Below are 15728 nucleotides of genomic sequence, written 5' to 3' on the forward strand. Positions count from 1 at the left end.
TCATCAGTCACGGCATCGAGCGCTGACAAATATCAAAAAGCCCCGGCATCGTCGGGGCTTTTTCGTTGCAGCGTCGCCGGGCACGAAAATCGGCCACCTCAAGTAGCATCATCAGAAACGAGTTTATCAAGACGGGCGTGAACGTGAATATTTACCAATTGCAGCCTTAGATACCGGAAATATTTTTGGGAGATTCATTGTGCTTCATCGATTGACGGTTTCCGCATTGCTCAAGTCCGTGATCGCCATCATGGCGGTCTGTGTCGTCACATTCCTCATTCTCAGTGCGTGGGAATCATATGGGCGCCTCAACGTCGCCGGGCGCATGTCGACCATCGCCGAGGCATCCGGCCATGTGTTCAAGGCAATGCACAATCTGCGCACTGACCGGTCCACGACGTTCCGCACATTGAACGCCGATGTCGTGATCCAGCCCGATACCGAGGCCTATCTGCGCCGTATCCGCGGCGCCGAAATGCCGGCAATGAAAGCAGCAGGAGAATTGCTGGTCACCGCCGACTTCCCCGGCAAGGCGACGCTCGTGCCTGAGTTTAACCGGCTGATGCAGGCATTGATCGCGTTGCAGACCGAATCCTGGGACCAGATGAGCAAGCCGAAGGCCTCGCGCCGCGCAGGCCTCGCCAAGGAATTCCAGGACAATGTCGATTCCGTTCTGGCCATGCTTGAAAAAGTATCCTCCGCTCTCACGGCCGCCGTAATCCACAACGATCCGGTGATCGATCAGTTGCTGTCGATCAAGCAGATGGCCTGGCTGATGCGCAACACATCGGGCGATGCCTCCGTCATTGTGTCCAACGCACTCGCGGTCAACAAGATCTCGCCGGAACTGCAGCGAAGCTATGTGAAGCTGACAGGCGGCATCGAAACTGGATGGAATGCGCTGGACATCGCATCGTCGGGGACTGAACTGCCGCAAGGTCTCATCACAGCCCTTGCAGCAGCGAAGGCATCCTATTTCGATCCGCAATACCTGGCGCTGCGCGACCGCCTGATTCAGGCCGTTGCAACCGGCGAGAAACCCGAAATGGCGGCGACAGCCTGGACACCGCTGACCGTGGACAAGATGAGCACGGCCGTGGTCGTAGCCGAGCGTGCACTTGACGAGGCCAAGAACCACAGCATCGCGCAATGGTCGGTCGCGCAACGCTCGCTGATTTTGCAACTTGTGCTGCTGGGTACCGCGATCCTGCTGGCCGTGGGCGCCATAGTCACAATCACGCGCCGTGTGACCACGCCACTGCTCACGATCCGCGACGCGATGCTGAAAGTGGCCGGCGGCGATCTCAGCGTCGATGCCGGCTATAGCGACCGCCAGGACGAAATCGGCGCCTTGGCCGGCGCATTGGGGACCTTCAAGAAACAGGCGATGGAAAAAGCCGAGATCGAGGCGCAGGAACGCCATCGGAATGCCAATGCCAGCCAGCGCCAGCAGGCCGTCGAACAGTATATCGGCATGTTCGAGATCCAAATGCGCGACACGCTGGGCACTCTTAACAGCGCCTCCGATCAGATGAATACGACATCCGACGGCATGGCCGCCGTGTCCAGCCAAACCAATGCCCGCGTGCAGGATGCTGCGCGCGCCTCGGGCGAAGCCTCAGTGAATGTGCAGAATGTCGCCGCTGCGGCCGAGGAGCTGAGTGCCTCGATCAACGACATCAGCCGCCAGGCATCGCATGCGGCGGGCATCGCCAGCCGCGCCGTCAGCCAGGCACAGCAGACCGACAATACCGTTCAGGGCCTAGCCAAGACGGCCAACCGGATCGGCGAAGTCGTCGGCCTCATCAACGACATTGCTTCACAAACCAATCTGCTGGCGCTCAATGCCACCATCGAAGCAGCGCGCGCCGGCGAAGCAGGCCGTGGCTTTGCGGTCGTTGCGTCCGAAGTGAAGTCGCTGGCCAGCCAGACGGCCAAGGCGACCGAGGATATTTCCGAACAGATCGCGGACATCCAGAAGGTCGCCAATGAGGCCATCGAAGCCATCAAGTCGATCGGCGGCATTATCGGCGAAGTAAATGAAGTCGCCACCGCGATTGCAGCTGCGGTCGAAGAACAGGGCGCAGCGACGCAGGAAATCACCCGTAGCACCCAGCAGGCGGCCGATGGCACCCGCAATGTGTCGGACAATATCAGCGGAGTCAGTGCTGATGCCGACGCAGCCGGTGCAGCCGCCCAGGACGTGAAAGTGGCATCAGAGACGCTGGCGACGCAGACGCGCCAGCTCGGAACTCAGGTGACGGACTTTCTCGGCAAGATCCGCGCGGCCTGAGCGGGATCGATAACGTGGCGCGGATTATTCCCGCGCCACCACCGGCATCCGCTCATACTTTGCCTGCAGCGACGGCGACACCGGCGACATGTTCAGCAATGCGCCGCGCTTGTCAGCGCCGCGGCCCGTGACCATCAATCCCTCGGCACCAGCGACAATGTCGCCTTTGCGCAAGGTCGGGTCGTTCTCGAGCTTCACCGGCGCCAGACCGATCTGGTCCTTGCCGTTGCAGGTGCAACCGGCCACGAGCTCGGTGCGATACTTGAATGCATTGGGCAGCTCCGAATACGGCTTGCCGCCGTCTGTCACCGCTGTGTCGATACTGCTGCCATAAACAACCTTGGTATCGCTCGCCGGACAGAAATTATTGCACGACGCTGCGCGGCTCTGACTGTCGGTGGCTGATATCGGGAAGTAGCGCCCATCGCACGTGCGCACGCAAAAAGCCTGACGCCCACCGCTTGCTGCGCGAGGGCGCTGCTCCTGCACCGGTGGACCTTCATTGACAAAAGGCAGCGAGATATCGGGGCCACGGCCACGCGCCATCCCGCCGAACAATGCCGAGAAAAAATCCTGTGCCTGCGCCGGGGCAGCACCGAGCACAACAATCGCCGTGACCGCGCCGAGGGCCATCCGTTGTCCTGAAAATCGGGTCATGGAGCCTCCAGCGCGGTATCAAGGCGGAATGATCGACTCTCAGTAGAGCGACGATGCCGAAAGGTTCATCGCCTGACGGCCCGGAGCTGGCTGCGCGCCCGCAGGGCGCACCGAGATCGACGTGACGCTGCGCGGTACCGGGGCCGTGCGCGCCTCATAGCGTGGGGCGACCGACTTCGGCAGCACCACAACCTTGGTCCCAACGCTGACGCGGCTGAAAAGGTCCTGCACATCTTCATTGGTCAGGCGGATACAACCCGACGACACGAACTTGCCGATGGTTGACGGATCATTGGTGCCGTGGATGCGATAGGCGCTGGAGCCGAGATACATAGCGCGGGCACCAAGCGGATTGCCGGGACCGCCAGCCATGAAGCGCGGCAGATAGGGCTGACGCGCGATCATTTCCTGTGGCGGATGCCAATCCGGCCATTCCGCCTTGCGCGAGACGGTCTGCGTGCCGGACCAGGTGAACCCCTCGCGGCCAACACCGACGCCGTAGCGAATCGCGCGGTTGTTGCCGAGCACATAGTAAAGCTGGGTATTGCCCGTATCGATGATCACTGTGCCCGGCGCTTCGCGGGTCATATAGCTGACCTCGGCGCGACGCAGGCGCTCGGGGAGAGCGGCATCCATGTTCTCCCGCACCCGCGGTGCGGACATCACGTCGTCGCCCGGTGGAAATGCACCTTGCGCAGCCGGTGCATAGTTCATCAGCTGCGCCGATGCGCTGGAGATGAACGGTGGAGCAGCGATCAGAGCGGCTGCAACAAAGAACGCGTTTGTGAGACGCAGCGAAAGCTTGCGGTTTCCAGATGATGCCTGTGACATGTGACTGCCCCGTTTGGCGACGCGTCATCGTCGTGATGACCGCGCAACCAACTGCGCCGAGGCCTCGCGGTTCCCTCCCCGCGATCGTCCACCGAATGATTTGTCAACCAAGGAACCATCACGAAATCGCGACGGAACTTTTGCGGTATGGTCGTGTTGTAGAGCCCGATCGCATGTTGGCGATCCGACGCGCGAACGAGATGTGCGCGAATAAATGGCGGCATGTCGGGATAGCTCATGAGTGAAGTCCGCGCTCTCCCCGAAAAGCCTGCAGGCACGCCGGTGCCCGAGAGCAAGATCGAACAGCCGCCGGTGATCCGCCGTGCCGAGGTGGTTGCTTTCACACTGGTATCGCTGCTGGTGATCACCGTGGTTGCGGTGCTTTATGTCGCCAAGGCATTCTTTCTGCCGATCGTGACAGCCTTCATCATTGGCACCATGCTGTCGCCCGCAGCGAGCTTTCTCGAAAAGCACCGCATTCCACGATCCGTTTCGGCGGTTCTGATCGTAACTGCCGTCTGCGCGGGCCTTTCCTTTATCGTCGGTCTCATCTCATCGCCACTGATGGAATGGACGACACGGCTCCCCGAGCTCGGTTCGCTCCTCAAGAACAAGCTGCATGTCTTCGACCGGCCGCTGGCGCTCTGGCACCAGATACAGGGCATGTTCGGCAGCACCGAAACGCTTGCGACAACAAAGTTCGAGCTGCCGAAGATCGACTGGGTACAGCCCACCGTTGAATTCCTGTCGCCGACTTTCACCGAATTCCTGCTGTTCTTCGCCACGCTGGTACTGTTCATCGCAAGCTGGACAGATCTGCGCCGCGCGCTGGTGATGAACTTCGCCGATCACGAATGGCGGTTGCGGACGCTGCGCATTCTCAATGCCATAGAGACCAGCCTTGGCGAATATCTGCTGATGGTCACCATGATCAATTTCGGGGTCGGCATTGCCACCGGCGCAATCTGCGCGGCCACAGGCATGCCCAACCCGGCGGGCCTCGGTGCGCTAGCAGCCACGCTCAACTTCTTCCCGATCATCGGCCCTGTCGCCATGTTCGTCATTCTGGTCGCGGTCGGCATCATTTCGTCGGAGACGATCGCCGCCGGCATGATCGCGCCGCTGCTCTTCGTCGGCCTTACGTTCCTCGAAGGCCATTTCATTACGCCCGCGATTATCGGACGAAAATTGCAGCTCAACGCGCTGGCCGTGTTCATCGGACTGGCCTTCTGGACCTGGTTGTGGGGTCCGATGGGCGGCTTTCTTGCCGCACCGATCCTGATTGTCGGCCTGATCCTGAAAGAGCACTTGATGCCGATCAATTCGCCGCAGTTGCCGCCGGAGTAATCCGGCTCTACTGATGGAACCTACGGTCTAACCGGGCGTTTCTGCATTGGATTTTCAGTATCAGGGGAGCTTCGCATGGCGGATATCGATGGCCTGGATGAACTCAAGAAACTGACCGACAAAGCAACCTACAGCCGCCTTCAGAAGGATCTCGCCGCCGTGAAAAACGATGTTGCAGCCCTGACCGAACAGATCACAGACGCCCTCAATGCCTTTACCGGCCAGGCCACCAAACAGGCCCGCCGCGGCGTCAGGCAAGCCCGCGCCGATGCCGAAGACATGATGTCCGATATGCGGGAGCGCGGCAGCGCTGCCTATGATGCTGCGCATGACGCCGCCTATTCGCTTGAGGAAACGCTGGAAGACAGCATTACCCAGCGGCCGCTGGCCGCCGTCGGACTGGCGCTCGGCCTCGGAATCCTGATCGGGATGGCTTGGCGCCGCTGAGCATATGCGCAGGATTGAGTTGTGATGAACTGGCGGTGCCCGAAGGTACCGTCAGTTTTCTTTGTATTTTAGAGTTCGGGTTCGGGGGCTTCCATGCTGAAGGGTATTATCGACGATCTCAAGAATAGCACAGGCAACAGCCTGCGCATGACTTCACTCATGGCACTGGCGGGTTTTGCCGGCTTTGTAGCGCTGTGCTTCCTATGTGCGGCGGCTTTCATCGCGGTGATGCAGCGCTATGGCATCGTTGAGGCCTGCCTGACCATCGCCGGCATCTTTGTGGTTGTCGCGGCGATCTTCGCACAGGTCTATGCGACCAAGCAGAAGCAGGCCCGCGAGCGCGCAGCAGCTGCGGCACGTGCAGCAGCCAGAGCTGCGGCGAATGCGCCACTGATCGATCCGATGCTGGTGGCGACCAGCATTCAGATCGCGCGCACGCTGGGCCTCAAGAAGGTTATTCCGCTGCTCGCGCTGGCCGGCGTCGCACTCGGCTATATGGCTAATCGCAGCAGCGCTGCGACAGATGATGATACAGACGAAACCGACGACCCCGATGAGGTCGCCGGCGATTGATTCAAATTGTCAGAATGGCGATCAGGTTACACAGCGCCCTGGCTGCAGCATCTTTGCCATCTCACTAAGCACACTCACGGGCGGCTCGCAGCCGACCGCCGCACGCTGCGGTTTGGCATTCATGGGGAGCGGCCGAATATTGACGGCCTCATTCTTGGTCGGAGCCACCACGGGCGCGACGCCCATCCGCAGAAGGATGGACGTATCCGACAGGCCCTGAACGCGGAACGATAGAGTCTGGCTCTGCTCATTCTGTGTGGTAATTAGTGACGCCCGGTCGCCCTTGGCGGCCCGGTTCACGTCGCTGGACGCGACCTTGTCAGAATCGATCAACGTGCCCCGCAGATCATTGCCGGAAGCATACTGAATGGCACCGAACATGGTCGCACCGGCAACCATTCCCAAAACCAAGCTGGATACCTTTGACATGTGAGCCTCGCCTGCCCTGCGCCGCGACGTTGCCTGGCGCTCCTATTAGGAACGTGCGTCAAGCCCGGAGGTTCAAGAACGGCGATCACTTAACCGTGTGTTAAATATTTCGAGTTGCCGGGAACGGTTTTGATCGGTGGGCGTCATCCTGACAGCCGGTCGTCCCCTGCCCCAATTGACCGGCGACGCGGGGTGTAGCTGTGGTGATGCCAGCTACACTCCGCATTTTGTTATTGATTTTTCTGCAATTTTTTTGAACTGTATTCGGCACGCCATCTTCTCGGCTCTGCGCCAGAAGAAGGCATCGGCACAGTTCTGCACCTGGCCAAGCGCCGCTGCCGTTTCGTCGTCGATCTCACGAGCCGGCACGAAAGCGAAAAACGCGATCCAACAACGCTTCCAGACTGTCGGTATCGCGCATCCTAATATGCCTCAACAGCCCGAAAGCGCGGTTACCCCTGGCGTCGCCGTGGCACCCGTGGCATTGGCAGACGCCATCATGCCGGGGGCGGCCAGTTTCATCGAGACGGTCTCGTTGCAGGCTGTCGCATTCGGTGTAGGCATCGTCGCCAACGGAGCGATACTGGTGTCGCCGAGGACGGCAGTCGGCGCCTCAAGCGTACCGGGCAGGACGCTGGAAATCAGCGGAGTGGTGAGCGGCAGCGATGAAGGGTCGCTTGGGCTGGTATTCCCGTTCAGCGTACAGCTGCTGGAATCCAGCGGGCTACCAACCGGCGTTGCCGGGGTGGCCGTACCAGTCGCGCTACCGAGGTTTGCCGTCGAGATCGTTCCCAAAGCGGCGGCGGGTGTCGCCGCACTTGGCGCTGTGGTTGGCGCGCAATTGATAACGGTACCCGGCACTGTCGGGTCCGATGCCAGCGGCACCGGAGCCAAGCTGGTATCTGCCGCCCCCGGAAGCGTCGCCGCGGAGAACGGACTCGGGCCGTTGAGCGGCGAGGAAACCATCGTACCAGGAGTGGTCGGAAGCCCCATCGACGTCGTGCCCATGGTCGAGACCTGCGCCAGAACCGCATCGCTGCTCAACAGCGATAGCATCAAAACGCCCAACAGTCGCACCATGGCTACATTTCCTTTCGTGCTCACGCCGCCTGCTTGTGGGCATTCACCTTCTGACCTTCGGCCAGATTCACCATCGGATTCAGTACTACCTCGTCGCCTGCCTTGATGCCGTCACGCACTTCCAATGAGGTGCCGAAATCGCGCGCTATGGTGATCTTGTGCATGTGGACGATGCCGTGCTCGGCAACGGCCACTTGCGTGCCCTCGGCGTTAAAGATCACGGCATCTGCCGGCACGATGAAGGCGGGCGTCTTGCGCGGAACGTGCAGATCCACGGTGCAATAGATTCCCGGGCTGAGCGCCCCATCCGGATTGGGGATGTCAACTTCGGTCAACAACGTCCGGCTGCCGGGCTGCAACGCAGAGGCGATCCGCGTGACCGTGCCGTCAAACACTCGATTGGGAATTTCTGGAACGTGGACGCTCGCCTTCACGCCGGGCGTCACTCCGAACGCCGCGTCCTGCGGCACGAATAGCTGAACGCGGACGACATTGCTGTGCATCAGCGTATACATGAACGTGGATCCGGACTGAACCAGGCTGCCATTGTCAATATTGCGCTGGGTGATGATGCCGTCAAACGGCGCGATCACGCGCTGATAGGCCTTCTCCTGCGTGAGAATCCGGATCTGCGCCTCTTGCGCGGCAATGTTGGACTGCGCGACTCCGACTGCCGCCTGCTGGGCCGCCAGTGTCAGCCGGTCGTTGTCCCCTTGCTGCAGCGTCAGCCAACCCTGCTTCACAAGCCTGCTGTCCCGGCCATTGGTAGCGTCCGCCAGATCGCGGCTGGCCTGCGTCTGCTGCAACGCAGCCTGGTTCTGTTTCAGCGTGGCCTGGGCCTGAGTAATCTGGTGATCGAGTTCCGGCGCAGTGATCTCGGCCAAAAGGTCGCCAGCCTTGACCCGATCGCCGATGTCTACATAGCGTTTTTCAATATAACCGCTGGTGCGGGCAAAGATATTCGCCGCTTCGAAGGCCGTGGTGGTGGCCGGCAGCGAAATGTCGTTGCCGCCGGTGCTGTCGCTAATAACCGCGACCTTCACGTCCGGGACGAGATCGCGGAGCTCCTCCGCCGTGTCGGCAACGGCCTGCTGCGCCTGCCCGTGCCGCCAGAAGCCGAAACCGAGACCGCCGCCGAGTAACAGCAGAACCGCCAGAACCAGCATCAGCCGGGCCTTGGAGCGAGGCCGCACCGGTGGCGGATCCGCCTGCCGATTTACCACGGGTGGCTCCTCCTGCGTCCGCGCCTCATGCAACCTCTGAATCCCGGTCATGAACTAGCCTCCTCAAAGACGCCGTGTTGCGGCTGGCCGTCGACGCGTTTGCGCAACAGCGAAAACAAGTACGGCACGATCAAGAGCGTGGTCGGTGTCGCAAACAGCAATCCGCCGATCACCGCGCGGGCGAGCGCTGCATTCTGCTCCTCCCCCGCGCTGCCGATCGCCATCGGAATCATGCCGACGATCATCGCCGCCGCGGTCATCAGCACCGGCCGGATCCGGGTGTGGCCTGCGCTGATTGCGGCCTCGAACGCAGAATGGCCTGCGAGTTGCTGCTCGCGTGCGAAGGTAACCAGCAGGATCGAATTCGCCGACGCCACGCCGACCGCCATGATCGCGCCCATCATCGACGGCACGTTCAGGGTGGTACCCGTGATGAATAGCATGGTGACGATACCGGCCAGAGTGGCCGGCAGCGCCAGCATCACGACGAAGGGATCGCTGAAGTTCTGGTAGTTCACCACCATCAGGAGGTAGACGAACACGGCAGCGAACAGCAAACCGATGCCGAGGTTGACGAAGGCATCGTTCATGCTCTGGATCTGGCCCAGTACGACAATGCTGTTTCCGGGCTTCATCTCCTTCTGCAAATCGGCCGTTACCTTGTTGATGTCGGCGGAGATCGCGCCGAGGTCGCGGCCCTGTGCACTGGCATAGACGTCGTAAACCGGCTGCACGTTAGCCTGGTTCAGGTTGGTGGGCAGCGGTTCGCGCTTGAAGGTCGCGACATTGCTGAGCATTCCCGGCACCGGCTGGCCGCCGACGGTCAGCGTGCTCGAGACCGGCGTATTACCGTAGGCGTTGAGCGAATTGACCCGGTATTCAGGTGTCTGCACGGCGAGATAATAGGGAATGCCAGATGCCGGATCGGTCCAGAAGTTCGGCGACACCTGCGACGAGGAACTCAGGCTGACGTTGATATTCGTCGCGATCGTACTGGCATTGAGTCCCAGCTGCGCCGCACGGGTACGGTCGATCTCGGTATAAAATGACGGCGCGTCAGTTTCCTGCTGAAGATGCGCATCGACAATGCCGGGGATCGCCGCGATGCGCTCCCGCAGCTTCTGCGCGATGGCAAGGTCACCGGGATCGTAGCCGACGGTCCGGACGTCGATCTGCGCCGGCAGCCCGAAATTCAGGATCTGCGTCACGATGTCAGCAGCCTGGAAATAGAACACATCGTTGGGGAATGCCGCAGGCAGCACCTCGCGCAGCTTGCGAACGTAGTCGGCGGTCGGCTTGTGCCCCTCTTTGAGCTCCACCTGGATAATGCCGTCATTGACACCGATGGTCGAGCCATCGGTAAAGGCAAGATTATAGGGTCGTGCCGGCAGGCCGATATTGTCGACGATCAGACTGCGCTCGCTCTCCGGAACAATCTGGCGGATCTTGTCCTCCACCTGTTGAAAGATTTTTTCGGTGGCGTCGATCCGCGTGCCGGCGGGGGCACGAACGTGGAGCTGGATCTCGCCGCCGTCGATCAGCGGAAAGAAATCGCGGCCGACCGAGACCAGCATAACGCCGCCGAGACCGATGATCAGCACCGCAGCCACCGGCACGACGACGCGATTCTTGAGTAACTGGGTCAGCAGCGCAACGTAGCCAGTACGCATCCGCTCGAAACCGCGCTCGAACGCACCCGACAGCCGCGCAAATAGCCCCTTCGGATGGCCATCATCTGGGCCATGCTTTTCGTACCGCAGCAGCAGCCCGATGGTGATCGGGGTGAGTGTCCGCGACAGGCCGTAAGATGCCAGCATGGCGAATACGACTGCCAGACCAAGCGGCGTGAACAGATATTTCGCCGGGCCGTCGAGGAACACCACCGAGGTGAAGACGCAACTAATAGCCAGCGTCGAGACCAGCGTCGGGATCGCGATGCCGGCTGCGCCATGCAAGGTGGCGTCCGGCAGCGCCATGTGCTCCTCGGTCAGAAGCCGATGCGTGTTCTCGATCGTTACCGTGGAATCGTCGACCAGAATACCTACCGCGAGCGCGAGGCCGCCGAGCGTCATCGTGTTGAGCGTCTCGCCGAGGAAATATAGCACCACGAGCGACGACAGGATCGCCAACGGGATCGAGATCATCACCACAAGCGTCGAGCGCCATGATCCCAGGAAGAGCAGGATCATCAGCGCAGTCAGGCCGGCGGCAATCGCGCCTTCGTGCAGCACGCCCGTCACCGATGACTTGACGAATACGGACTGGTCGAACAACTCGTTGATCTTTAACCCTGCGGGCGCTGCTGCCCGCGCCTGTTTAAGCACGTCCTTGACTGCGTTGACGACGGTCAGCGTCGAGGCGTTGCCGTTCTTGATGATACTCAACAGCACCGAACGCCGGCCGTCCTGGCGCACGATATTCTGCTGCACTGCCGATCCGTCGCGAACCTGGGCAACGTCCTTCAGAAAGATCGTCGCGCCGTTGACGAACTTGACCGGGATCATGTTGAGATCAGCGATGCTGGCGGGCGTCGCGTTTGTACGCATCGTATACTGCTTGTCACCGATTTTTGCGGTTCCGGTCGGCAGCGTCAGGTTCTGAGTATTGACCGCGTTAACGACATCGAGCGGCGTCAATCCGCGTGACAGAAGTTTGTCAGGATCGAGGTCAACCATAATCTGGCGATACTTGCCGCCAGCCGGCGTAGGTAACGTCACGCCATGCACTGGTGCCAGCTGTTGCCGGACCCTGTAGATGCCGAAATCATACAATTGCTGTTCGTTGAGCGTATCGGAGTTGAGGCTGAGCTGCAGCACCGGAACGCTGGAGGCATTGAACTGCACCACGATTGGCGGCTGGATGCCAGGCGGCATCAGCGCACGGATCGCATTTGTAGCCGAGACGATCTGCGAAATTGCGAGATCGAGATTGACGTCGGGTTGGAAGTAAATCTTCTGGATCGAGAGCCCGTTCAGCGTCTGTGCTTCGATATTCTTGATGCCGTTGACGTTAGCGCTGATGGAGTACTGGCTGTAGGTCGAGACCCGATCTTCCATCTCAGGTGTCGAGAGACCCGTGTAGCTCCAGATCACCGTTACGACGGGAATTCGGATCTCTGGGAAGATGTCGGTCGGCATCGAACGGATGGCAACACCTCCGAGGAACAGGATCAGCACTGCCACTACGTAATAGGTGTACGGAAATCTCAGTGCAAACCGCACGATGCCCATTGCTCGCTCCCAGATTGTCCGTACGTGGAAGAATCCTGCGACTGCCCCTACGCGCCGCGTGAAAGCTGAAGCTCAGCAGCGGCAGATGTTCAGTGACTTGTCGAGCTGCTCGTCCAGCAGATGCTGCTGCGCATCGAACTTCGAAAGTCGCTGCTGTTCGTCCGCGTTCGCATCTTCGTCTGACAGAAAGCCATCCGGGGTCGGCTGGGCGTGCCCCACCGGCGCCGGCAGGGGTTTCGATGCAACGACGGATTCACGGGCCATCGCGGCATTCGGAGCTGCCGCTATGGCGATCAACGCGATGAAGACTGCTGACACTACCGGCATGAGATCTGAGCGCATTGGATCATTCCTTCCTTGGCGCCCGACCGGATTGGCAATCCAGCTGCGCGCGACTGTTGGGTCTTTGGAAGAAATAATGATGCGATGCGGCAGGCCAACTAAATAACGATTTAGGAAACGGCGCACCGGGCAACGGACAGCGATCTCGCTGCGATGTGATCGCGGTCTAGACTTTTATCTCGGAAGCGTGAGGGAATCCAATTTCGATCACGCACCCCGCGCCCGAAAAGATCGTCAACCGAAAGCCGTGCAGTTTGGCAATCGTGGCAACAAGATTGAGGCCAAGCCCAAGGCCTGGCGTCTTGCGAAACGCATCGGAGCGGTAGAACCGCCGCAGTACCGCGCTACGCTCATGTTCGCCTATCCCCGCGCCAGTGTCCGTGATGCGCAGGATGCTCTCGCCGTCGCCGGACACCGTCGTAATCTGGACTTGCCCACCCCGCGGCGTGAACTTGACGGCGTTATCGACCAGGTTGGCGATCGCTTCCATCAGCAGGTCACGATCTCCCTCGACGACCGGGGCATGAACGATATCGGTGCGCAGCGTAATGCCCTTGTCTTCGGCTATCGGCGCATAGAGATCGCGGACCTCGTGCAGCAGCTCCTCCAGTGCGACCTTACCGAATCCGGTGGAGCGACGGCTGTTCTCGATCTCGGCCAGCCTCAGCAGCGCTGCGGCAATCGCCAGCGACTGATCCATGCTCGCGATGGCCCTGTCGACCACAGATCGCAGTTCGGGCAGCGTCTTGGCGTTATCCCGGCCGCGCTCCAGGGCCAGGCGTGCCCGGGTCAACGGGGTCCGCAGATCGTGCGCGATGTCATTGCCGACTCCGGCAATCGTGTGGATCAGCGTTTCGATCTCGTCCAGCATGCTGTTGACCATGCCGGCGAGTTGAGTGAACGGATCGCGGCCACGGCCGCGATTGACCGGGAGCCGTTCGTGCAAATTGCCCGCCACGATGCGCTGAATGCGCTCATTGACGCCGGCGATCCGACGTTCGGCGCGCAGACTGAGCAGTGCGCCCAGCGCAAGGCATAGCAGCAGAGCCGGGATCAGACCGAGAGCCAGAGCCTGGCTGACAACCATCGACAGCTGCTTCGCCTCATCGACATAGCGACCGATCACCAATACCTCGCCGTCCGGCAACTGCTGGCCGATGGCCTGAACGGTTAGTTGCTCCGGCCCCGCGGGGCGCTGCCTTGTAATCTCGACGGTCTGCACCGTGGCGTCCAGCCGCAGCGTCGCCGGCGGGCGCTCGAGATTGCCAGCAACCCTGCTTCCATCCGCCCGGAACAGGCCGATGAAATGCACGTCGCGCGAATCCTGGCTGAGTTGAAGATGAAGCGCCTCGAGCCTGCGATCATTCGGTAATGCCGCCACCGTTTGTAGCTGCAAAGCGATAACGTGATCCGAGCGGGTCACCAGCAGGCGGTCGGTCTTCCAATAGATGAAGCCGAACAGGACCAGCACGAACAAAGAAAGCGCGACAGCCGCGACCGTGGCGGCGCGGAAGGTCGAACTACTCGCAAACTCGGCCAGATTCATCTCGTGAGCGGCCCGTGAGGGACATTTGAACCGCCAACATAACGGATTTCCCGCGCTTGCGCGAATTCCTCATCGCCCGCCGGAATGCCGCAATTCAGTGCATCGCCAGCGCGGGGGCGCGGGTGCGACGTCGATCGTGCGAAAGCTTGCGCGCCGCCGACTGCACCTTCTCGAACGCCCGCTGCTCGATCTGGCGGATCCGCTCGCGCGACAGCCCGTAGTGCTGCGCGAGGTCTTCGAGCGTGTCCGGCTCGTCGGCGAGATAACGCGCTTCGAAGATGTGGCGCTCGCGCGCATTGAGCACATCGATCGCGCGCACCAGAACCTGACGCCGATGATCGATTTCGTCCTGCTCGACCGTGACCATTTCTGGCGTGGGCGCCTCGTCGATCAGATAGTCCTGCCACTCGGCGGCGCCCTCGTCATCGTGCACCAGCCCGTTGAGCGAAGCATCACCGCCGAGCCGACGGTTCATGTCGACGACGTCCTTCTCAGTCACGCCCAGATCGGCTGCTATCAGGGTCACCTGGTCGGGCCGCAAGTCGCCGCCTCCCAGCGCCGAAATCCTGCTCTTGGCCGAACGTAGCTTGAAGAACAATTTCTTCTGACTCGCGGTGGTGCCGATCTTCACCAGCGACCATGAGCGCAGGATGTAGTCCTGGATCGCTGCACGGATCCACCATACTGCATAGGTGGAGAAGCGGAATCCCTTATCCGGGTCGAACCCGTCAAGGGCCTGCAACAGGCCGAGATTGGCCTCCGAAGTGATCTCCGACAGCGGCAGGCCGTAACCGCGATAGTTCATGGCCATCTTGGCGGCGAGGCGTAAGTGGCTGGTAATAAGTTGCTCGGCTGCAGCACGGTCGCCGTGATCACGCCAGCGTATCGCCAGCACGTGTTCCTGCTCACGTTGCAGCATCGCAAAACGCCGGATGTCGGTTCGATAATTCAGGGCAGTGTCGGCTGCCGCAGGTGACCGCAGCCCGATCGGAGCCGCCAAACCAGGCGCCGGTGTGGAATACTCTGTCGACGTTCCATCGGTATTCATGTCAGCCGCTCCGCTGCGATTAATCTGTTGCTGATCGATGTCCGGGGCCGATGTCACGGCCTTTGCGGACGATCCTGAAAAGATAGCGGTGGCTGTCGCGGGAACCATTAAATTGCAGGTTAAGGATATAAATTCGAATTCAGGTTCGGCTTGCGGCACGAACGAAGCCGACGTGGCGTGGCTTCCGCAACGTCACGCCGGCGATGCCTTGCAGGACGGTTCGTCAGCTGCAGCCGGCACCCCAGGGATAGTGGTTGGGATGCAGCGGGCCGTAAACATACGGACAGTCGTAGCCGTAATCATCGTAGTAGCCCGGGAAGCCGAAGCCACGGCCGGTATGTCTGACGAGGTGATGTCCGGCAAAGGCGTGCGATCCGAATCCACCTCCTGCGAAACGCTGGCCTCCCATTCCGCCGAGATGCTCGCCGCCGATGCCACCCACATGACCGGCGGCGATGCCGCCTCCCATATGACCGCCGCCGATGCCGGATCCAGAGCCGCCCATGTGACCACCACCGAAGCCGCCGCCAAAGCCGCCCATGTGGCCGCCACCGCCGCCGAAACCACCACCGTGGCCGCCGCCGCCGCGTGCATCTGCGGCGGTGGCCAGCAGGCTCAATGCCAGCGCAGCCGTTGCGAATATCTTGAATGTACGTCCTTTCATGATCTCATCCTTTCCATC

General features: G+C 60.9%; 14 protein-coding genes. 4 read left to right on the top strand and 10 right to left on the bottom strand.

The features are described 5' to 3' along the window. Positions 1-199 precede the first annotated feature (199 nt). A complete protein-coding gene (locus tag AB8A27_RS18355) occupies positions 200-2293 on the top strand; it encodes a methyl-accepting chemotaxis protein (protein ID WP_441243137.1) in 2094 nt (697 codons plus the stop codon). 24 nt (positions 2294-2317) lie between these two features. Here the strand turns inward: AB8A27_RS18355 and AB8A27_RS18360 are convergent, their stop codons facing one another. Both AB8A27_RS18360 and AB8A27_RS18365 read right to left on the bottom strand, forming a co-directional pair. Next, a complete protein-coding gene (locus AB8A27_RS18360) occupies positions 2318-2950 on the bottom strand; it encodes a DUF2865 domain-containing protein (protein ID WP_441243138.1) in 633 nt (210 codons plus the stop codon). Positions 2951-2989: 39 nt separating this feature from the next. Next, positions 2990-3781, bottom strand: coding sequence for a L,D-transpeptidase (locus AB8A27_RS18365; protein ID WP_441243139.1), 792 nt, complete (start codon positions 3779-3781; stop codon positions 2990-2992). A 237-nt stretch (positions 3782-4018) separates the two neighbouring features. On the opposite strand from AB8A27_RS18365, the gene AB8A27_RS18370 reads away from it, so the two are divergent. The 3 genes from AB8A27_RS18370 to AB8A27_RS18380 all read left to right on the top strand — a co-directional run bounded on the left by AB8A27_RS18370 (position 4019) and on the right by AB8A27_RS18380 (position 6148). Next, positions 4019-5128 (top strand): AI-2E family transporter, encoded by a 1110-nt coding sequence (locus AB8A27_RS18370; protein ID WP_441243140.1) that lies wholly within the window; start codon positions 4019-4021, stop codon positions 5126-5128. A gap of 75 nt (positions 5129-5203) precedes the next feature. After that, positions 5204-5575, top strand: coding sequence for a DUF883 family protein (locus tag AB8A27_RS18375; protein WP_092144952.1), 372 nt, complete (start codon positions 5204-5206; stop codon positions 5573-5575). Between the two features lie 93 nt (positions 5576-5668). Beyond that, positions 5669-6148, top strand: a complete 480-nt coding sequence (locus AB8A27_RS18380; RefSeq protein ID WP_441243141.1) for a hypothetical protein — start codon at positions 5669-5671, stop codon at positions 6146-6148. Positions 6149-6169: 21 nt separating this feature from the next. Here the strand turns inward: AB8A27_RS18380 and AB8A27_RS18385 are convergent, their stop codons facing one another. From AB8A27_RS18385 to AB8A27_RS18420, 8 genes are all read right to left on the bottom strand, one after another. Next, a complete protein-coding gene (locus AB8A27_RS18385) occupies positions 6170-6577 on the bottom strand; it encodes a hypothetical protein (RefSeq protein ID WP_441243142.1) in 408 nt (135 codons plus the stop codon). A gap of 432 nt (positions 6578-7009) precedes the next feature. Beyond that, positions 7010-7657: a hypothetical protein gene (locus tag AB8A27_RS18390; RefSeq protein WP_441243143.1), complete on the bottom strand. Its 648-nt coding sequence runs from the start codon at positions 7655-7657 to the stop codon at positions 7010-7012. A gap of 20 nt (positions 7658-7677) precedes the next feature. After that, on the bottom strand, positions 7678-8931 hold the full coding sequence (locus AB8A27_RS18395) for an efflux RND transporter periplasmic adaptor subunit (protein WP_441243144.1): 1254 nt from the start codon (positions 8929-8931) through the stop codon (positions 7678-7680). Further along, a complete protein-coding gene (locus AB8A27_RS18400; protein WP_441243145.1) occupies positions 8928-12110 on the bottom strand; it encodes an efflux RND transporter permease subunit in 3183 nt (1060 codons plus the stop codon). Before AB8A27_RS18400 ends, AB8A27_RS18395 begins: the two co-directional genes overlap by 4 nt. Before the next feature lie 72 nt (positions 12111-12182). After that, the gene (locus AB8A27_RS18405) at positions 12183-12578 is read right to left on the bottom strand and encodes a hypothetical protein (RefSeq protein WP_441243146.1); all 396 of its coding nucleotides are present in this window, start codon (positions 12576-12578) and stop codon (positions 12183-12185) included. Positions 12579-12618: 40 nt separating this feature from the next. Next, positions 12619-13998: an ATP-binding protein gene (locus AB8A27_RS18410; protein ID WP_441243147.1), complete on the bottom strand. Its 1380-nt coding sequence runs from the start codon at positions 13996-13998 to the stop codon at positions 12619-12621. A gap of 94 nt (positions 13999-14092) precedes the next feature. Continuing rightward, positions 14093-15205, bottom strand: coding sequence for an RNA polymerase sigma factor RpoH (gene rpoH, locus AB8A27_RS18415; RefSeq protein WP_441243148.1), 1113 nt, complete (start codon positions 15203-15205; stop codon positions 14093-14095). A 64-nt stretch (positions 15206-15269) separates the two neighbouring features. After that, the gene (locus AB8A27_RS18420) at positions 15270-15710 is read right to left on the bottom strand and encodes a hypothetical protein (protein WP_441243149.1); all 441 of its coding nucleotides are present in this window, start codon (positions 15708-15710) and stop codon (positions 15270-15272) included. Between the last annotated feature and the right edge of the window lie 18 nt (positions 15711-15728).

Source organism: Tardiphaga sp. 768_D3_N2_1, from assembly GCF_052076105.1.
GTDB lineage: Bacteria > Pseudomonadota > Alphaproteobacteria > Rhizobiales > Xanthobacteraceae > Tardiphaga.